Here is a 22,416-nt window from a genome sequence, read left to right as displayed (position 1 = left end):
AACACCTAAATTAAATTAACACAGCATTTTAATCGATTGATATTAAGTTAAGAGAGCACAGCGATAAAAGAGAAACATGGCGTATAAAAAAACCCTATAAACAGCGTTTATAGGGTTTTAAAACATATATGGTTTTATTTATTTTTTCACAAGCTTTATACTTTGTAAACTATTCTCGGTACGTATTTGTGCAAAATACAATCCGGTTTTTAAGCTCGATCCATCAATGTTTGCTTCGCTTGAATTGGGAGAAAGTGATAACACTTGTTTTCCTAAAATATCAAACACTTTAATGGATGCTATATTTTGGTTTTTAGATTGCACCGTCCAACTATCATGTGTGGGGTTTGGATATGCTTTGAATACCGATAATTCGAAGTCATCGGTACTTAAAGGTGTTCCTTTATATAAATATAAATTATCGTAATAAACAGTTCCCAAATCTGATGTTATTATAAACTGTGTGATATCATTTCTACTTCCAGCGGTAAAATCAGATAAAGGTATATCTAAAGATATCCATGTACCTGGATTCGGATTGGTTAAGAAATTTGCATTGGTTACAGAATATTCTATAGCGTTTGATTCCGATGTGCCATTATCCCAGTTGGAAAATTTAATATTGAAACTCTTATCCATGGTTGCTGTCTCTGTAAAAATATCCATGTGAAAATGAGTAAACTCTGTAGCGTCAAATCTACCGTTTATGAATTCTACACCCTCACAACCTAAGCCACTAACTTTTTTCATGGCATTACCGGAAATCGACTCTTCTGTTGTTGTTCCGGGACACCATGGTGTATCAAAAGTATCAATTGTAATACCGGTATAGGCGTCACTAAAAATTGACTTCACATCGGCAGGTGCTCTATTAGGGGGTAATGGGGCAGCTGTAGGAGGGCCACTAGCAAAAATATTAACTGTGTATGTTTCCGTATCTATCCCATTTGAAGCTGTAACGGCCACCGTAGCTGTTCCGGGAATACCAGACGCTTGAGTTATTACACGTGATGCACCGGCATTAGTTGTAGTCGCTAAAGTAATTTGCGGTACTACTGAGGTTCCCGGTGGAACGGAGTAATCATAAGACGTTGTAGCCGATCCAAAACCAGTAATCGTAACATTGTCAACCTGCAGGTCGCTTAATGTTGCATCTGTTGCAGGGTCTGTTGCTGCCTTCCAAAAATATAAGTTATCTACATAGATAGCGTCTGTAGATCCATTGCCACCGTCGAACTTGAACTGAATCGCATTAGAAGTGTCTCCCGTAATTCCAGTTACAGGGATATCTACACTAATCCATGTATTTGCTCCCGTATTTGTGATGGCATGGGCAATTTCAGCACCTGAACTAATCACAAATACATTAGGATTGAATGTACCATCGATATAAATATCGACATGCAAGAATTCCATTCCTGATATGTTTTGAGTAGATCCAAATTGAACGCCTTGATAATTAAAGTTGGTATAAGCCAATACGGTATTTCCCGTCCCGGGATCGAAAGCCGTATTTGCAGTGCCAAAACCAGATTGACCCCAGTTTGGGTTGAAATTCGATCCAGCCACATCGGTATAGGCACCACTAAAAATAGAAATAACATCTCCTGCATCTCTAGCCTGCGGATCGGTAGCATTGGTTGTTGGCTGCGCAAATCCAAGAGACACAGTCAAAAAGATAAGTAATAAGGTAATTTTTTTCATCGTAATTTAGTTTTATGAATTAGTTAATATTTAAACAAAACCAGTATTTACGTGAGGTCGAACTTCAACCTACTAAAAACTAACTTTGCCATTTTTATAAATATATTGACAAAATTGTGTGAAATTCACATTTAACAGCACTACAAAAAACATACAACGCAATAAAAGTTATGCTTTATCTAATTTTTCATAAAACAGAGCACAGCTACAGGGCAATAGTGCGGTTTATGGTGCTTTTAAAAACAGCTTTACTGGTTGACATATTGCCGTTTTGTATGGGTGATGTAGTGGTAAATATTTGAGTTGTACTACAAGAAACCAATCTATGACTCTGTATTACCTTGAAGAAAAGGTGATTGCAGTAAATATTTTGATGCAAATTGACCTGTATTCATATAAAAAAAGTGTAAAAAAAAAAAAAAAACTGTTTCGAAGTAAGCGAAACAGCTTTTAATTATTGGTTCGGAAAGCATTAATTAACCACCACGAGCTGGGTATGTGTTCGGTTTTCAGAGTTTATTTTTATTACATACAATCCTGAGTTCATTTTTTCTACGTTAATTGCAGTGGCACCACTAATATCAGATGCTTTATAAACTTGCTTACCTAGCATATCGAATACCGATAAGGTATAATTTTTTTCTTCAGTATTAATGTTTAGCGTGTTTATTGCGGGGTTTGGAAATACAGTGATATCCGATAATAAGTTTTCATTAATGTCATCAGATAATAAGTTTTTATTCTTGGCGCTATTTTTAGCAGAGTGGGTAGTAGTTTGGTAGTTAAATGTTTCCCACGCTCCGATGCTTGAGCGGTTACACATCATTCCTGTGTTGCCACCTTCAGAGCTTACGTACTTTCCATTGCTTCCTTTTAAAGCAAATTGCGAGTTACCCAAATCAACCCAGGTAAAAACTTCCCATCCTCCAATGCTTTGTCGGTCACATTTCATTTGCGACGCACCATTATTTGAGCTTACATATTTTCCGTTAGAACCTTTTAAAGCCACTTTTCCGTCACCCTGATCTATGATATCAAATTTTTCCCAGTCTCCAACGCTTGGGCGATCACACATCATTGCCGACGAACCATTATTGGAACTCACAAATTTGTTGTTGCTGCCTTTTAATGAAATAGTCCAAGGGCGTTTATAATAGCGCACGTAATCAACATTCATTTTTACATAAACGTCATAATTGTTTGGAGGATTGCCTGCCAAATCACCGCCTATGGCTACATTTAAAATATAAAAGAAAGGCTGGTGATACTCTTTTCTTGTTTCATCTAAATAATGCGAACCAAAATAGACGCCATCTATATAAAACTTTAGCTCGGTATCTGTTTTTTCACAACCAAAGGTATGCCACTGTGTCCAATCTGGAGCAGGCCTGCTTACGGTATAATAAACCCAATTGTGCGGCCAGTTTTGAACGTCTGAATCGCCATCGCCATTATAGTCTAATGATGGATTGTAATGGATTGTAGAAATGGCGTCGTGATTGGGAACCATTTCCATCATATCAATTTCCCCGCAACTTGGCCATGCCGAACCACCATTTACATTATGGGCGCTTATATTTGGATTACCAAAACTTTCTCCCATCGACCAGAATGCAGCAAAAGTTGCATCTTTTCCATTCCAGTCCCAATCTTCAAATTTAATTCGTGCTTCGGTATAACCTTCGTCCCATACGATTTTATCAGCCGAATTTATTCGACCCGATTCCATACGGTTTTCTTGAAAATCCCAAGAGGCAAATATTGTTAAATGGCCATTGCCAACCGTCACTCTATCGGCAGTATAGGTTTGTAACTCATTGTTTATGTTAAGATTCCCAACTTCAACATTCCAATGGTTAGTGTTTAAAGAGTTCCCATTAAATTCGTCGCTCCATTTTAAATACCAATCGCCTCCTGGGGTTTGTCCGGAAGCAGACATACTTACCATAAATACCAGTGTAACAATAGACCATGTGATTTTTGAAAGAAATAAAGTAATTTTTTTCATCATAATTTAGTTTTAAGAATTATTAGTATTAAAACAAATTCAGTGTTTAAAGTATGCTTTTGTTAAAGCGAAATGAAAACTGAATTTGTCGCTTTAATAAATATATTAATAAAACTATGAGAAATTCTTATTTGAGAGCACTACAAAAAGTATACAACGCAATAAAAACCAGGGTTTATTCTATTTTTAACAAAACGCATTATACGAATATAGGGGTTTGTAAGACTTATTGCCATTCCCCAAAAAAAAGCTTCATCGTTCCAGATAAAGCCATTTGCATGGGTGATGTAGTGGTAAATTTCTGAGTTTAACCGTAAGAAATTGAGTTGGTAATCCCGCTTAGCTTGACAGATAGTTAGTTGCAATAAATATTTGATATTTTTTTAAAGGAAAACGAACTAATGAAAAGAAAATTACCGACTTTTTATTAAAGAATGCTTCGAGGTATTAAAACCAAGAATGTTGTTTTTATATTTTAATTTTTCATCTTTATCCCATAAGCCCCAGTAAGCACCAACATCGCCTTCGGTTCCAACTTTCCATGACTCATCAAAAGAAGAAAAATAAAACACATCAATATCATCTTCTTTGGCCCATTCTTGAGTATTAATAAAATATTTTATGGCGTTTTCGTAAGAAGGCACAGCACCATGCAACCCTGAACCCTGACTAGGCCAGCCTGTTTCAGTAATTATAACTTTTTTTCCGTTGGCAGCTTTTAATGCTCTGTTAAACATATCCTTCATATAAATTAAAGAATATTCCAGACTACATCCTTCCCAATAAGGATAACAATTTGCCAAAACAATATCGCAAGCTTCAGTGATTTTTGGGCGTTTTGTAAACTCATAATACGCATCAACGTAGCCCATTGGAATTTCTGGAATAGCTTCCTTAACCTGTTGCATAAAACTTAAAAGTTCCGCCTCGGTTAAATCACCCCTGTACATCACTTCGTTTCCAACGGCAGCAATACCTACAAATCCTTCTTTAGCCAGTTTAATTAGGCCTTCAATTTCCCTTTTGTTAATTTCGGCATCATTACCTAACCAAGCACCAACCATTGTTTTAATACCAAATTCTTTAGCAATTACGGGAATAAGTTCGTTTCCGTCTGTGCATGAAAAAGTACGAATCCATTTGGTGTATGGTTTAATAATTTTCATGCGTCGGCGGATTTGTTTTTCGGTAATTTGATCTCCGGCTTCCTGTCCTTCCTCGTAAGCACTAAAGCAAATGCCGTGCATACCACTTTTTAATACCCTATTAAATGTATTTTGTAATCCTTTTGTCGTTTTATTTTCATGATTGCCACCAGAGAGCGACAATATATTTCCTGTTTTGAGAGACATAATACTGTGTTTATGGTGTACTTTTACGTTTTTCTAACTGCTCACTTATTTCATTCGCTCTTTCTTCGGTTAAATCATAATTACGCATCACATAAATGGCAATTAAAGTACCTACGATAGGAAATCCTGAATAAAACACCCTAAGCCCCCAAACGGCACCTTCTGGTTGGGTAGCCAAATTTGGGTCAAATCCTACGGCCGACATAATGGTGCCTGTTAACAATCCAGCAATGGCAAACCCAAATTTAACCATCCACCAATAAATAGCTCCAAAAACACCCTCGCGACGTTGCCCGGTGTTTAATTCGTCCAAATCGATAACATCAGCAGTCATAGACATCATTAATGTGAACAAGCTTCCAATTCCGAATGAAAAAAACGGAAGTGCAAATAAAAACATATACGGTTTCCCTGGAATAAACAGGAACCAAAGTAGAATATACCCTATTATTGAGATTGCTTGTGAGACTATAAAAGCTTTCTTTTTACCTATTTTTTTAGACATTCCGGTAATTATCGGAATAACAATAAAGGTGGTAGCCAAAGCACCCACACTGCCAAATAAGGTGGGCCAGATTCCTGCCGCTCCGGCATCGCCTCCAAATAAATGGTAAACTACAATGAAAAACGAAAAGCTCGCAATAGTATAAAAGGTGTTATAAATAAAAAAGGTGGCGATGCACAATTGTCGAAAAGGCACCGATTTAAATGCTTCTTTAAAACCTTCGAAAATCTTTTTTAAACTACCGCCAATGGTCTTAAAATTTAAAGGCGCATAATTTTCATTAATTGTCGATTTACTATGTATAAAAATTGCAGGAACCATGGCAAAAACCATACAAGCGACACCGACCCAAACAGCCAAACTTCGTGTTGCTACATCTGCCGATTCAAACAAGTTTTGATCGTACATAAAAACCCAGAACCAAGGCGCAATTACCCAAGCCCATTGGCCTATCCATTGGGCAATAGCCATAATATCCGTGCGTTCATGAAAATCATTACTCATTTCGTAACCCATAGCCACATAAGGAACACTAAAAATGGTAAGCCCTAAATAAAACACAAAAGACCAAATTAAAAAGTATGTAAAATTATAGTTTACACCGTCTGTTCTATATAATTGCCACATTATAACAAAAGAGATGCCCATAATTAATGCACCAAGAAAAACATAATGCCTGCGTCTTCCCCATTTGGATTTTGTATTATCTGAAATAAAACCCATAATTGGATCGGTAAAAGCATCAAACACCCTTGGAAGAAAAAACAGAATACCCCACATCCACCCAGGAAAACCTAAATCTTGCACTAGAACTACCATAAAAATGCCCAGAATAGCAGGGAACATTTGGTTAGCGAACATACCAATTCCGAAAGCTATTTTTTGACCCATGGGTACTTTATTCGTTTTAGACATACTTTTTTAGTTTTTAGTTAGCATTGTGCAGGTGTTTTTATTGTTGACTTGGAATGACTATAGTTTGAATGGCTTTTTCATTTATTGAAACAGCAATAGATTGTTCGTTTAAATTAATATTGAAACTTTTAGGCGTATCACCTTCATTGAATAACACCAATACGATGGATTCATCAGGATTTTTAACAGCTGTGACCATAAGGGTTTCATCTGAATTATCATGCGAAATAACTTTAGCCTCAGGTCTTATATATTTGCTAAAATGTGCCATGGTGTAGTATAGTGGCGTGAAGTAAACCTCATCTTTTTCCGGGTCCACAATAACCGGGGCGACACACCAGTTTTCAAACCAGTTTGGTCCACCTTGTCTGTCTAATACCATATTCCAATCTATCCAACCATCAACCCAATTGTTTAAGCAACCAATAATATCTCTTGCGTAACGATTTACAGGTGCGTATTTTGGGTGTAAATATTTTTTTTCGGGCTCTCTCCAATCATAGCCCCAATCTGTGGCTTCTTTTTTCCAATACCAAGCATCGTCTTGCCAAACCGGAACTTGAGAATCTATACAGCCTTCGGTTTCTATCAAGTATTTTTCTGGTGCCTTGTTGTGCGCGTATTGTAAAGCTTCTGGGAAATAATCATAAGTACTCTCATACCAATGAATGGCTGTACCGGCAAAATATTTTGAAGATTCTTCGGTAGCGAACATGGCATCGACCCATTCTTTTAAACCGGCTCTATTTTGGTCGTAACCAAGAATATTAACGGCTCCCATACCATTGGCTTCAAGTTTTGGTCCTAAATGATTTTGAACAAAATCTGTTTCTGCCTCGGGCGAAAAGTGCATGCTCTCCCAATTATTGCCGTTTCCGTGAGGCTCATTAACAGGCGTTAAACCCCAAATATCAATGCCCTCTGCCTTATAGGCGTCTAAATATTTAGAAAAAAACAGGGCGAATGTATCGTAATATTGTGGCAATAACTCGCCACCAACATAGGCATTGTTATCTTTCATCCATGGCGGCGCCGTCCAAGGTGAGGCTATAATTTTGAAACCATCTTTTGAAATCGCCATCGCGTCTTTTATCATTGGAATTAAATCGTCACGATCTTCTTCAATGGAGAAGTTTTCCAATTCCATATCACCTTCAACCGGTGCGTAGGTGTAATTACTCAATGAAAAATCACAGGAACTAATATGGGTTCTTGTTAATGAATAGCGCGCGCCTTCTTCACCAAAATAAGCCTGAAGAATGGTATCGCGGTTTTTTTTGCTCAACTTGTTCAGCAAATAAGCTGAAGATTCCGTAAAAGAACCGCCAAAACCTGTAATGGTTTGTAACGTTTTTTCGGGGTTTAAAGTTATTTTAACAACACTATCCAGTGTTTTAAATTCGGTAATTCTGGTTAGCTTATTTCCGCTTTCCGATGTTTCGTAAACCTCAAAATCCAACGCTTTACCTTTCACATTACAACTTGATAATACTATCGCCATTATAAAGATTGTTACATAATTACATTGCCTCATTTTCCTAATTTTTTAACTGATTATATTTATTTTTTACAACACTAAATGTTTCTTTTTTGTTTCTATCGATATCTACAATGCCCCAAAATTCTTCGTTTGGAGCCCCGTCGTATGGCACGCCGCTACTGTTGGGCGCCCAACCACCAATGTCCTGCTTATCCGGATTTCCTGCTTTCCACCAGCCATCTGTAAATGAAAACATGGTAACACCTGAGCAAACCTCTTGGTTTTCAAAAATTTTGTCTAAAATATTTTTATTGGCTTCAGCTTGTGCCTTTTCATTAATACCTTCTTCAAATCCAGCCTTTGAAATGGTCATATAACTATCGCCACCTGCTTCGGATAAATACATGGGTTTTTCGCTAACGGCCTCCCATTGGGAAAAAATACTTGATGGATCGTCCCAACGGTACACATTCATGCCCCAAACATCGATATTTGGCCCCATTGACAATGCCAATGCATCGGGCAGCTCGCCATGAGCTGTTGTTACAGGATGATTGCTATCGTTTTTATGGATAAGTTCTGCAGCATCATTCATGGCTATATACCAATTTTTTATGTCGCCTCTGAACCATTCTGGATGGTAGTTGTATTCATTACCCAATTCCCACATTAAAATGGATGGGTGGTTTTTATACTTGTTTACATAATCAATATATGTTCCTGAAAGTATATCAAACTTTCCTTTTTGATTATACCCAAAACCAATAATCACTTTAATTCCGGCTGCATGTATGTCGTCTAAAACCGCTTTGTTATCAATAGGCGCATAAACGCGGATGGTATTAATACCTGCCTCGACCATTAAGTCCAAATCTTGGGCGATGGTGCTGAAGTCCCTTTTATCGCTTCCTTTGGGCACGGGATGATAACAAATACCCTTTATAAGATAGGGTGAGCCATCTACTAGAATTTGACGCGCGTTAACCGAAACCACAGGGCTTTCAGCCTCGTTTTTACACGATGCAAAAACACAAACCATTAAAAACAGTACGATATAGTTTTTCATCTTTATTCTTTTATTGGCGGCACTAAAACGTCTTTCATTAAAGCGTCTTTATCTCCATTATAGGTTTTTGTTATAGGGTTTCCGTTTCTGGTTAATCCTTTAAAAACGCCTTTATCTACCAAATCCCATAGGGCATGTTTTGCTTGACCATCGACTTTAAAAAGTCCGAAATGATTTTCTGAACCCAACGGATTTCTGGCATCTTTCCACGGCTCATCAAACGCTTCAAAGTGAAAACAAGAGATGTTTTCTTTGTTTGTCCAAGCCCTCATCAACTCATAATAGCATCCCGATTTGTATTCATCCGTAGCTCTGGACCCATTGTTGCCGTAATGCCCATTTGAAACCGTTGCCCAACCCGTTTCGCCTATATGAATTGTTTTTGACGCATCGATGCTTTTTACGTATTTGTAAACATCATTATATTGTTTCTTTGCAAACTCAAAAGCCCGCAACATGGCCGCATCTATCTTTTTTAAATCAGATAGGTTTTGCTCATTTTCCGGCACTTTCCAAAACTCCGGATTATAGTGTGAGTTATGGTACGGATAGGTATGCATGGAAACATAATCGACAGCCTTAATTAGCTTTTCCAAATCCGGTGTATGATAACTCGGACCGCCGCCGCCCCAAGAGGCAAAATCGTCTGAACTTGTAATCCATAAATCTTTTGAAAGCTCGCCTTTTTGCTTTAAACCTTGTAAATGATTGACCCACTTTAAAATGACGTTGGGTTGCACAAAATAGCTTGTTGCCCAACGCACCATGGCTTCGTTACCAACGGCAATTACCTTTACAATGTCCGGATAGGCTTTTGCTAAGGCTACTGCCCTATCTATTTCGCCAGCATTTTGTTCGCTTTCCACATTATGGTCCGGTGTTTGGTCTGTCCACGCGTTTTTACAATCTATCCACGCGCCAAGCATAACATACATTTCGAAGTTTGAATCTTCGTTTTTTAGTTCACTAATAGCCTTTAACAAGTTTGGCGCTTGCTGCAACTGAACGTTATAAGTGCGCAGTATTTTAACACCCATAGCGGCAAGAATCTTCATGTCGTCTTTAAGCTCTTCAATAGTGGGTTGAATATCCCGCGACGTTTGCCTATAACCGCCATAAGAAATGGCCAAATAATCAGGGTTTCCTAAAATATCTTTTGCTGTTATCTGTTTTTCTGTTGCCACGTTGTTTTCTTCTTTTTTTTGCTTATTCCCACAGCCAACCATCACAATCAAAATGCACAATATCAATGTATTTCTAAGCGTTGTTGTCATTTTAAAATCTATTTTTAAGTGAAACTTCAATGCGGTTAATATCACCCGTTCTTTCAAAAATTAATTTTGAAGTTTTTTCATCTAAACTTAAATCCTGAAATTCTTGAATCGTGTTGTCTTGATAAACCACTTTAATGGTTTCGTTTTCTGAAATTTTATAAATTATTGGAATTTGACAATAAGTGAAACACAATGAGTCGGCCTCCAATTGAATGGTTTTATCCTCTTTATTTATACTGGTATATTCAAACGATTTTGATGAATTTAAGAACTCGCTTTTTCGTAACAATCGTGGATTGAAAAACAGTTTTCCATCTTCAACAAAAACGCCCAGTTCCCCAAATCTGCTCAACACATCTTCTTTAACCTGCCCTGTCATTCCCGGTTGTTGTGCACCTTTTGTTGCTGGCGTATGCGAATACGGATCGGTTGGAAATGCGCCATATAATTCTGGAGATTTATGCACGCCAATACCGGCTTGAATTTCGTAATAGTGATCTAACAATCTGCCTATTATGTCGTCGCTTTCATTGGTGTTAATGGCTAACTGTACATTTTCTTGAACCGCCAATACCAATTTGGAAACCATGTGCCAGTAAATTGACCCCAATCCTTCGTAACCAAAAAATGTTCCCGAACGTCCCGTAAATGCTTTGTGATTGAAGACAGCTTCGAATGTATCCAATAAGAATTGGGTGTCTTTTTCAATCAGCAGTTTATATTTTTCATCCGATAATTTATGCAACGCTTCCTTTAAACTATTTGCGTTATTAAAGTTTCCGTTGAAATGGAAATTTCCTAAAATATCTTTTTCAATTATCTGCGTGTTCCCATCATCAACCAATTGCTTTAATAATTGGGATTGCTCCACGTTTTCGGCTGGAATATTGTTCTTTTTGTCAAACCGAGGCAAGTCTTTATTTGGATATAAAATATAGCTGTATTGGTCGGCTCTAAACAGTGCGCTGTGTTTTAATCCGTCCAATAAATCCAGAGCTTCTTTTGGCGCTAAATAGCCCGAACTTAAAACGGCAACTTGTCCTTCGAGCATTTCGGATAAATATGAAATGGAAATTTCTTCGCTATTTTCAACCGTCATTAAATTATAGGCATGATATAAATTATCTGCTCGTTTATTTGCATCAATGGTATGCTGTAAATAGGATTTTGTTACCCCGATAAATTCTAAAAGTTCTGTTTTGTTTATAGAAGATTTATCGCTTGAAAAATCGTTTTTATAGATAGTGCTTCTAAATTTACTCCCTGCCTTTCCTAAACCATCTAAAACTATTTTTCTGTCTTTATTCGAAATATGCCCAGAAAGTATGTTTTTATGAGATTGAAATGTGGTAACAACTTCATTGAAAAATACATTTAATTCTGAAGAGATCTCTACCTTTTCGGTTTCAGATTTCGATACCACCGTTTCAAAGAAATTGAAAAAACGGTTTAAATAATATAAAGTAACCATTGAGACACCGTTGCCCACCAAAGCGTTGTTGGCATCGTTCCATTCGGGGCGTTGGGTGTTTAACCAAATACCGCCTTCTGGAATAAAATTAGACAGTTTTGCCAATACGGTTGCCAATAATTTTTCAATTAAATTGACTTTGTAAATGGACGCATTTTTATCTAAAAGCAATGCCCCGTCTGCGCCTATTTTGGTCCTTCTTTCGTTGATTTTTTCATTCAGTTTATAATCAAAATCAATCGTGTCCTTTGGGTTTGATAAAGTGTCTTGGTAACTCTTAATTTTATAAGGCACATTGGCATACACAAAAATATTTTGGTCGAATAGTTTTTCCAATCTATTTGGGTAATGCTTTTCAATAAACTCCAAAAATTTTAAAAGGTATATAATTTGATGATCGCCCCAATAGCCTATGTACGACCACGGATCGTCTTCTTCAATAACCTCCCAATCAAATCCGCCTTTTGTTACGCGGTACGGGTTGTAGCCTTCAAAAGTTGTGGCGTTTAAAAATTTGTGAATCATACCCTCAATAAATTCTGGATACGCATGTGCCAGTGCTTCCCAATTCTGGAAAATATCGCGCCAATTGCCTTCGTAATCCAAAATTTTAGAACCGTCAATTTCACTTTTTGTGTTTATTGAAAACTTGTTCCAAGGCCTGCTCGGGTCGCCGTGTCTTCGGCTGAATTTTAATGGTAAATATTCGAAACACAAACGCTTAAAATCTTTATCCGCACTTTGTTCAGCGAAAGCTTTAATATCCTTTAATTGAAAAATTTCCGGTAGGGCTTCTAAGGTTTTCTGTTTTGTATTGAAAACGTCTTTGTTGGCCTTCAAAATGTATGTTATAAAATCTTGTTTTTCGATGTTGTAATCGTCATCAAAAATGCCACCACGCATGATATTGAAAAGCGTGTTTGCAAAGTGTCTTGTGTTTGTTAAAGGGTCTGCGGTTACTTGCAAACCATCAGAAGCTGTGGTTAATTTTATTAGGTTTTCCGTACCCAACTCAATATCATTTTCAATAAGACGAACTACGTCATTTTCACTTTTTATGAGTTCGGAAATTTGGGTAATTCCCGTAATGGTTTGGTTTACATTGGCAATAAACATCCAATTTTTTTCTGAATTGGCTTGTAAATCTATATTTGAAACCGTAAAATACGCGCCTTTTTCTGCGCGAATGTCTTCTTCTTGTTTTACAGCATTTCCTTTTCTAAAATTATTAAGCTGTATTGACGCTATTAAATACGTTGGATTTTTAACTCCAACAGACCAAACCGTGTTCGCTTTTAAAGCCTCACTAGGTTCTGCTTTGTCAACAATAATGGCACTTAACGAAAAAATACCTAAACCAACTTCTGGCAACAACTCGTTCTTTTTATAAGCATCAACCAAATTGCTGTATGCGTTTTGCATATCGGAAGTTACCCCAGCGGGTAAAATATTTTGCAATCCGTCTAAACAAGTGATGTTTAAATCTTTATTGGAGTTGTTCTGAAGGGTCGATTTTTTTACAAAACCAAATTGGTTACTTGAACTCCACTGATATCGAAACGTTAGCCTTAAATCTTTGTTAACTTCCTCGAAAACAACCTTATTGCCGTATCTGTTTTTATATACGTTTCTGGTAATTTGATAAAGTCCTGCCTGTCTTTCCGAAAAAGGTTCCCACACATAGGTTTTTCCTTTTAAATGAATTTGAAAGATGGTTTTGCTTCCCGTAATATCGGCAAGTTCGGTTATTTTATCATCGGTATAATAAGGAAATAATGAAGATTCAGAATTTTTTCTGCCTGCCGATAAACCGCCATTGCTAGAAATAAACATCCAATGGTTGGAATCGCTAACGATGCTCATAAAAAATGGTCGCATAGCGTCACTATTGGAAATCTTGTAATACGCTTCGCCATCAAAATCCACCAGTTCACCCTTTACTTTTTGGGTGTGGTTCAAAACGTTTTTATCTGCTGTTAAAACTGTATTGTTCATTAATTATAATCGTTTGAATTGCATGCGACTAAGTGACCAAAGCGCTATTTTAAATAAGAAATGGAATAAAAAGGCCGGACGGTAAAATGCCGGCCTTTTTAATGACTCTCAAATTATTTATTGATAAACTCTTACGTAATCAATTTCCATCGTGTCTTGGGTAAACCCAGGATCGATTGTTCCACCTAAAGTTCCGCCCATGGCGATGTTCATGATAAAAAAGAAATCATCGTTAAACGGTAAACCTGAATTGTTGTCCATTTCAAAAAAGGCCACATTATCAAGCATTACGGTTAACTTATCTTCAGTCCATTCTAAAGAGTATAAATGAAACTCTGAAGACACATCGGCTATAGCTGTTGTTTCACCATAAGACGCATTGGCATTTGTTCCTGTATCGAACCAATGCAATGTTCCTAAAGTTGTTTCTTTGTCCCAACCTGTTTGCTCCATAACATCAATCTCTCCACACCTTGGCCAACCAATGGTAGAAAAGCTTTCACCTAACATCCACAATGCAGGCCAAGTTCCTTGTGAGCTTGGTAATTTAGCTCTAAACTCAACTCTTCCGTAAGTAAACGCTTGTAAACCTTGAGATTTTACTCTTGCCGAGGTATAGCCACCGCTTCCATCTGCTTTGGCTGTTATAATAAGTAATCCGCCGCTAACCGTTACATTTTCTTCATTGGTAGTGTAAGTTTGCACTTCTTGGTTACCCCAGCCTCCAGCGCCAGTATCGTAAGTCCAGTTTGCTGCATCCGGAACACCATCTGTATCAAACTCATCAGACCACACCAGTGTATTGTACTGAGATTCAAATTCTTCAACCGCTCCTTCTTCAGGTTTTACAGAGGTGAATTTATGATACCAAGCAAATCCATTGCCGGTTTGAATAATTCTAACTTCTAAAAAGTCATCGGTAATCGATATAATATCATAAGTGTATGCTCCAACATACCATCCCATAAATCCGCCATCAGCAATTTCGAAACTAGTGCCTCTGTAAGGTGCTTCATTATATGAACCCTCAAGCGCTGCTTTAGATGAAGAAGGTGCAAATGATACATTTTTAACACCAAACATGGTTGTAGCTACGGTTTCATCATGGCAAGTATCGCCAGCAACACCTAAATCACCAGCATAAGTTCCTGGTATAAATGCAGGACCAACGGTTTGTTCAAATGTTAAGCCTTCTTCTAATCTAGTAAATACAAATTCGTTGGTGTACATACATGATTTTTCCTCATCCCAAGGCCCAATGGAATTCCACCATGCTTCATAGGCAAATTCACCATTTCCATAATCATCTTCAACAGGACCTAAACCAACATGAGTTGGCAAATTAGAGGCCCAATACCATGTTTTAGAGCCTCCTATTACTTTTCCTGATAACATTTCTACAGCTTCAAGATCGGAGAATGAACTAAACACCTCAACTTCCATAGAAGTGCTCGATTTAATTCCACCGGCACCAATAGCGCTAACAACAACCGTATAAGTATTTACCCCTGTGGTTGTGTACCTATGGGTTATTTTACCTGTTGAAGATATTTCTGATTTACCATCACCAAAATCATATTGGTAACTAATTTCATTATCTGCTGTTGCAGAAAAATCTACAAATCCGGATCCATCTCCGTTAGGATTACTTGCATCTACTCCAAAAACTTCGGCAGAAATTGTGACATTAGATGGGGCAATTAATTCGCCCATTGAAATATCATCGTCTTGACAACTAGTAAATACTAAAGCTAGTGCCAAAAACATTCCGATATAATATTTTATGTTTTTCATAATTTAATTTTTTTAGATTCTTACTAACTTATATTGCCAAAATACACCTGCTCCTGCTTCAATAGATACACTTATTGTATTATTATCTATAAAAGACACGTTATATATAACTGATGCCGGCGCATCTCCAGGACTTGAAAGCTCGCCTGTATTGGTTGCTTTTGGTAAACCGATATAAGCTCCCACGCCATTTAATGTCAATATGCCGGAATTGAAGGTGAATGTTGCCGGGTTTGATCCATCATGAGGTGCTACAGGTGCTCCGCAAGCATCACTGCCACCTTGCCAAGGCTCTACCCAAGTATCGGTTCCTAATACATTTTGGAAAGAACCGTCGGCTCCAAACACATAAGCATCATCATAGTAACATGCTCTACCTGAAACGCAAGCGTCGTCGCAATTCCACCATGTGGTATCTCCAAGAGCTGGTCCTACACCTAGTGCTCCTGCCTCTTGCGCCATTTGCCATGTTCCTGTTAATGGTGAGCTAACCACGCCTTCTCTTACTAAGGTATACTGCCAGAACACACCTGCTCCCGCTTCAATATATACCGATAAGGTATTTGGGTCTACAAAGCTAACATTGTAAGTAACCGATGCTGGTGCATCGCCAGGACTAGAAAGTTCGCCCGTATTGGTTGCTTTTGGCAATCCTATAAAAGCTCCAGTACCGTTTAGAGTAACTGTACCTGTGTTTTCATCGTATACATAGGTTGCAGCGTTTGAGCCATCGTGAGGAGCAACCGGAGCGCCACATGAGTCACTACCACCTTGCCAAGCCTCAACCCAGGTATCGGCACCTAATACATTTTGGAAAGAACCGTCTTGGTTAAACACATAAGTATCATCATAATAACATGCTCTGTCTGATACGCAAGTATCATCACAGTTCCACCAACTAATATCACCAACTGATGGGCCTACACCTAATGATCCAGCTGCCGATGACAATTTCCATGTTCCAACAATACCAGTTTCTACGCCTGTTGGCACTTTGTAAAAGTAAAGGTTGTCAATAAAAATGGTACCACCTTCTGATGGAGAACCTTCAAACTTAAATTGAATAATATTTGAAAAGTCTACCAATGGGTTTTGATCTGTAAAGACAGATAATGGAATATCAAATGATGTCCATTGATCTTGAGTTAACTCTAAATCATAAGCCGTTTCATTTGGTCCTGCACTAATAGGAGATATTTTTGCATTGAAACCTGCTTGTGCTGTCCAAACATCAACGTGAACATATTCCATGGCCGAAGCATCAACAGCTACGCTAGAAAAATCGATTCCTTGGTAAGTAATATCACCATATTGAATCATGTTGTTTCCGCCAATTTCAATTTGCGTATACGTTGTTGATTGTCCCCAATTCGGGTTGTAATCAATTGGATCTGGATCTGTATAAGAATCACTATAAATTGAAATCACATCCGCTTGTGCTCTAATTGGAGCAGGCGCAGCTTCTAATGGTTGTAAAATTGCGGTTACCTCAAAATCTACAGAAAACTCCGTAGTTTCAATAGCGGCACTCATAGCTACAACTCTAATTGTATATGTTCCTGCCTCTGCATATTGATACGATATGGTTTCGTCTATATTAAAAGGAATTGGGTCATCGTTTCCTGGCTCTCCGAAATACGCTTCATAAGATGTAGCGAAATCTGCGGTTGCCGATAAATTTACTTGCTTTGAAATTGCAGCATCATTCTCGATAGTTACAACTAAATTTTCCGGTGCTTTAAATGACACCACTACAGGTTGTGTAATGGATGTTGTTAACCCATTTATACTCGCTGCCGTAATTGTTGCATCATAAGTTCCTTCTTTATAAACATGTTCTATGCTATTGCCAGGAGTAATGCCTTCTTCAATTTCAGAGCCATCGCCCAAGTCAATACTATAACTTGCAACACCTTCACCTAAGGGTGTAATGGTTACTACGCCCGTATTGTCTTGTGAAATACTAACCGCAGCCGATAGATTTGTTGGAGCCTTAGTGCTATCAACAAAATCTGTATCGCCAAACACGTTTTCCTCACAACTCCATGCCAAAGCTATAATTAAGATCGTGCTAAAAATATATTTTAATGTTTTCATAATTTGTTTTTTAAGTTTTTAATAGCCGTCATTTTGTGATAATCCAGAAAGATCGATTTCTCTTTGAGGTATAGGAAACAAACCTTTTGTAGCCGTGCTATAACCGCTTCCTAAAACTGTAGCTGCTTGACCTGTTCTCACCAAATCGAAAAAACGATCGCCTTCCATAGCCAATTCCAATCGTCTTTCATCCCAAACCGCTTGAACTGTTGCTGTAACCCTATGGTTAGTATCGCCAAAGGCTCTATCTCTTACCATATCTAAATAGGTTTGTGCTTTAGCAGCGCTACCGTTAGATGCTCTTAAGTTAGCTTCTGCTGCCATTAACAACACGTCTGCATAACGGATAATACGTTGATTGTTTTCGTAATTCAACTCAATTTGTCCGCTTGTTTGCCCTTTTCTTGGTAAATACTTTTTATTATATAAATCGGTATTTTTAAAAGGAGCCACTTGAAATGTAACATTAAGACTTGGATTATTTGCAGCATAAGCAGCAACATCAAAAACCGTAGCGTCTTTTCTCTGGTCGCCATCTTCATAAGCCAAAGCTAAATCCTGTGTTGGTAAATTTGTACTCCAACCAGCATTAAAAGGCATATCCGCCGAACCACTTAAACCTCTTACACCACATTGCTGTACCGCGTAATTTCCTTGACCTCTTGTTTGTCCGCCCCAGTTATAATACGGGGAACCATTTGAGTATTGTACTTCGTAAATTGATTCTGGACCGTTTTCACCTTCAAATAAAAAGATATCATCAAAAGTTGGTACTAAACTAAATGGGCCATTTACCACGTTTTCAAGCATTGGTGCCGCCAAGTCAAATTTTTCTTGGTACAAATACACTTTACCCAGTAAAGCTTGAGCAGCATATTTTGTTACACGCCCTTGTTGCGAAGCCGATGTAGGCAAAGCATTAATAGCGTTTGTTAAATCGGTTTCTATTTGTGCATACACCTCTGCTTTAGGCAATCTTTGTAAGGTTCCAAAATCCGTGATACCTAATTTACGATCGGTAAATAACACTACATCGCCAAACATTCTAACCAAATTGAAATAATAATAAGCCCTTAAAAAACGAACTTCGCCAAAAAGTGCTTCCTTACCATTAAAATCTACCGTGTTTCCTAACAGGTTAACATCTTTATAACTTATAAGATAGTTGGTTCTGTTAATGCCTTCGTAAGCCGATAGCCATAAATCTTGAAGTGTTGAATTGTTTGCTAAAAGTTGATAATCGTAATCATCAATGTTTTGCAACGATAGTACATCGGAAGCATTTTCGCCACCTGCAACGGCATTATCTGATGCAATATCGCCAATAACCACCATTTGATTTAACCATTGTGTTGGTGTATAACAGCTCACTGCCATAGTCCGGTAGTCTGATTCTGTTTGCAGATAATCAGCCTCGGTAACTTGATACTCATCATGCGGGTCGAATTCAACAACATCTGAACAACCAACAAAGATTGAAAGTATCATGGTTAATACTATACTGTTTTTTATATTTTTCATACTAATTTATTTTTGGATGTTAAAATTTAAGGTCTAAACCAATTAGAAATGTTCTTGCCTGCGGATAAGCACCTCTGTCTATACCTGTATCTAAAATTCCACCTGATATCTCAGGGTCGTAACCCGTATATTCTGTAAGTGTTAATAAGTTTTTAGCCTGGGCATAAATACGCACTTTACTAAATACATTATTTGAGTCCTCAGGTAGTGTGTATCCTAAAATTAAACTTTTAATTTTAATAAAACTACCGTCTTCAATATATCGATCTGATGGTCTGATATTACTATTGGAATCGGCAAAAGTATATCGCGGATTTTTAGCGTCGTTGGTACTGCCTTCCCCTATCCATCGGTTTAAAATGCTTCTATCTTTATTCGTGTATATCGCATTACGCTCATAGGCTCTAAATATGTCGTTTCCAACAGACGCATAAGTAAACATGCCTAAATCGAAATTTCTGTACTCAAATCCTAAATTCCAACCTAAAGTGAATTCCGGAAACGGGTCTCCAATATTTGTTTTATCATCATCGTTAATGATGCCGTCGTTATTAATATCTACAAAGCGAATATCTCCTGGTTGCGCTCCCGTTTGTGTGGCATGCGCATCGATTTCAGCCTGATTTTGGAATAATCCATTTGTTTCAAAACCATAGAAATACCCCGGTGTAAACCCTTTTTGGAAGCGCGTTGCATTATGCGCTTGACCATTAAAATAAGACCCACCTGGTACAAATGCAGTACCATCGGTATTTGTTGCGGTTACCAAGTTTTTAGACGTTGTGAACGTAAATGATGTATCAAACTTAAAATCGTCTCCGTTAGTCCTATATCCTAATGTTAAATCTATACCCTTACTTTCTGTACTTCCAATGTTAGATGTAACTGGTTCTGAAGTACCCGCATAAAGTGGCGGTGCATCTGTAAATAATAATCCTTCAACAGACTTGTTAAAATAATCTGCAGTAATAGATAAGTTATTAAATAATGTAGCATCTAAACCTACATTATATTGTGTTTGCTCCTCCCAACTCAATGTTGGGTTGCTAAACGAATTAACCGTGGCGCCAGAAACAAACTCGGTTCCAAACGTATATCCGTTACTATTCGCGGTAGAGTTATAACTTGGTCCGCCCACAGAAATACCTACATACTGCGGATTTACATTTTCATTACCAACCGTACCATAACTTCCTCTAATCTTTAAGAAATTAATAGATTCTGAATTGAAAAACTCTTCGTTTGTTACAACCCATCCTAAAGACCCTGCAAAGAAATTGGCAAACTTGTTATCATCACCAAAAGCTATAGAGCCATCGCGTCTTGCAGAAAACGATGCCAAATACCTGTCTTTATAATCGTAATTAACCCTGCTAAAGAAAGACATGTTTCTACGCTCTAAATTTTGGTAGCTATACCCTGTATAGGCATTGGTATTTAATTTGGTATTTACTCCCGTAGCAGCACTAATATCTGCCCAAGCCCACGAGTTATCTCTTACATCTTGTCTAGTGGCACCAAAACCATGTCCTGTAGATTTGCTTCGGGCTAAACCTAAAACAACATCAAAATTATGTGCATCGTTTAAGCTAAAATTATAGCTGGCAAATGTTTCGAACGTGTAATTAAAATTTGATGCCGTGTATTCGGTAACACTATTGTGGGACGACGGGATTGTACTTGTTGTACCATCGCCATTATCTACAGTTTGCATAGGCACCGTGCCATCTGGTAAATATTGACTAGACACGTTATTGGGTCCGTAATACGCTAAAGGAGAAAAACTCTTGCCTACTAGATCCCATTTGGTGTAACCAAAACGCGACGATATTTTAAGATTATCCAATATATCGTACTGTAATTCGAATTTACCATACAACTTGTTTCCATTGTTCTCATTATAAGTATCATCTAATCGTTGTACTGGATTAAAAATCTCAGATAACAATAAGTTACTGTAACCGTATGTAGCAAAATCGTTAGGGTCGTTGTTAAATACCGGTACTGTAGGGTCGAAATTTATAGCATTTCCTAAAATGGAATTAAAAGAGTTTTCTGCTATGGTTTTGCTTTTAATGTTCGCATAACTTGTGTTAATTAAGAATTTTAATTTAGAAGTTAACTGAAAATCTAAGTTTGAAGTAAAGTTTACTCTATTAAAATTAGATTTATCATCACCGCCAACAACACCGCCTTGACTTAAATAGCCTGCTGATAAAAAGTAACCTACAGATTCTGATCCCCCTCTAGCAGATAATGTATGCGAGTTTACAGTTGCATTTTTAAACACCTCGTCTTGCCAATCGGTACCCATTCCTATATTAGAAATATCAGGGAAAATTAAACTTCCACCAGCAACCGAGCTTCCTTCATTGGCCATAACAGCATATTCGGTAGCATTTAATAAACCTATTTTTCTTATTACAGATTGTACACCTGTATAGGTGTTATAGTTAAATTCAGTTTTTTGGTTTTTTCTTCCACCTTTAGTTGTAACTACAATTACACCGTTACCACCTTTAACACCGTAAATGGCTGTAGATGCCGCATCTTTTAAAATATTAATTGACTGAATATCGGCAGAACTGATAGAATTTAAATCATCTAAGGATTGAGGTACACCATCAATAATAACCACTGGGTCAACCCCGGAAAACGAAGGAATACCACGAACCAAAACGGTTGGTTTACTTCCTGGGGAACCACTTTGAATTACAGAAACACCCGAAGCGCTACCTTGTAATGCTTCTTCAACCCTTAAAGGTTTTATCTTTTCAATAGATTCTGATTTTATCGTTGAAATAGCACCGGACACTTTAGTAACCTTCTGCGTACCATAACCCACAACCACTACTTCACTAAGTTGTGCGATGTCCGGCATTAATTGAATGTTTAAAGTATCGCCGTTAGCAACAACAACTTCTTGCGTTATATAACCTATATAACTAAAGACAAGTGTTGCTCCGATTTTAACATCAGTAATAGTAAAGTTACCGTCAAAGTCTGTTACGGCGCCATTACTTGTACCTTTTACCAATACATTTGCTCCCGGTATAGGATAGCTTGTATCGTCTTGTACGTTTCCACTAACATTTACATTTTGAGCACTTGAATATGCTATAAAGAAAAGTGTTAGAATTTTAAAGAGATTGTGTCTCATAGAGTTAGTTTTTTGAGTTTATGTAAAACTACTCTATACCATTGATGTAGCCTTATTTTTCACCCAAACAAAAA

12 protein-coding genes are annotated in these 22,416 nt (G+C 37.5%); all 12 read right to left on the bottom strand.

The window, feature by feature from the left end; genetic code table 11:
- Positions 1-138: 138 nt before the first annotated feature.
- The 12 genes from RNZ47_RS15280 to RNZ47_RS15225 all read right to left on the bottom strand — a co-directional run bounded on the left by RNZ47_RS15280 (position 139) and on the right by RNZ47_RS15225 (position 22,342).
- A complete protein-coding gene (locus RNZ47_RS15280; protein WP_311942328.1) occupies positions 139-1,704 on the bottom strand; it encodes a T9SS type A sorting domain-containing protein in 1,566 nt (521 codons plus the stop codon).
- Between the two features lie 472 nt (positions 1,705-2,176).
- The gene (locus RNZ47_RS15275) at positions 2,177-3,715 is read right to left on the bottom strand and encodes a T9SS type A sorting domain-containing protein (protein ID WP_311942324.1); all 1,539 of its coding nucleotides are present in this window, start codon (positions 3,713-3,715) and stop codon (positions 2,177-2,179) included.
- A gap of 410 nt (positions 3,716-4,125) precedes the next feature.
- Positions 4,126-5,064, bottom strand: a complete 939-nt coding sequence (locus RNZ47_RS15270; RefSeq protein WP_311942321.1) for a glycoside hydrolase family 17 protein — start codon at positions 5,062-5,064, stop codon at positions 4,126-4,128.
- Positions 5,065-5,074: 10 nt separating this feature from the next.
- Positions 5,075-6,484, bottom strand: coding sequence for an MFS transporter (locus RNZ47_RS15265; RefSeq protein WP_311942318.1), 1,410 nt, complete (start codon positions 6,482-6,484; stop codon positions 5,075-5,077).
- Between the two features lie 37 nt (positions 6,485-6,521).
- Positions 6,522-7,985, bottom strand: a complete 1,464-nt coding sequence (locus tag RNZ47_RS15260) for a glycoside hydrolase family 30 protein (protein WP_311942314.1) — start codon at positions 7,983-7,985, stop codon at positions 6,522-6,524.
- A 37-nt stretch (positions 7,986-8,022) separates the two neighbouring features.
- Positions 8,023-9,030 carry a glycoside hydrolase family 2 TIM barrel-domain containing protein gene (locus tag RNZ47_RS15255; protein WP_311942310.1) on the bottom strand — a complete coding sequence of 336 codons (1,008 nt, stop codon included), beginning with the start codon at positions 9,028-9,030 and terminating at the stop codon, positions 8,023-8,025.
- A gap of 2 nt (positions 9,031-9,032) precedes the next feature.
- Entirely contained in the window at positions 9,033-10,304 is a 1,272-nt protein-coding gene (locus RNZ47_RS15250; RefSeq protein ID WP_311942308.1) for a glycosyl hydrolase family 17 protein, read from the bottom strand.
- Between the two features lies 1 nt (position 10,305).
- Positions 10,306-13,770, bottom strand: coding sequence for a 1,3-beta-D-glucan phosphorylase, GH149 family (locus RNZ47_RS15245; RefSeq protein WP_311942306.1), 3,465 nt, complete (start codon positions 13,768-13,770; stop codon positions 10,306-10,308).
- 117 nt (positions 13,771-13,887) lie between these two features.
- Positions 13,888-15,564, bottom strand: a complete 1,677-nt coding sequence (locus RNZ47_RS15240; protein ID WP_311942304.1) for a family 16 glycosylhydrolase — start codon at positions 15,562-15,564, stop codon at positions 13,888-13,890.
- A gap of 12 nt (positions 15,565-15,576) precedes the next feature.
- A complete protein-coding gene (locus RNZ47_RS15235) occupies positions 15,577-17,661 on the bottom strand; it encodes a hypothetical protein (protein WP_311942302.1) in 2,085 nt (694 codons plus the stop codon).
- A gap of 18 nt (positions 17,662-17,679) precedes the next feature.
- A complete protein-coding gene (locus RNZ47_RS15230) occupies positions 17,680-19,182 on the bottom strand; it encodes a RagB/SusD family nutrient uptake outer membrane protein (RefSeq protein ID WP_311942299.1) in 1,503 nt (500 codons plus the stop codon).
- 19 nt (positions 19,183-19,201) lie between these two features.
- Positions 19,202-22,342: a SusC/RagA family TonB-linked outer membrane protein gene (locus RNZ47_RS15225; protein ID WP_311942296.1), complete on the bottom strand. Its 3,141-nt coding sequence runs from the start codon at positions 22,340-22,342 to the stop codon at positions 19,202-19,204.
- Positions 22,343-22,416 lie beyond the last annotated feature (74 nt).

This window comes from Hwangdonia seohaensis, assembly GCF_031932625.1.
GTDB classification, from domain to species: domain Bacteria; phylum Bacteroidota; class Bacteroidia; order Flavobacteriales; family Flavobacteriaceae; genus Hwangdonia; species Hwangdonia seohaensis.
Note: the sequence above shows the minus strand (reverse complement) of the source record. Positions and strands in the feature narration are given on the sequence as shown.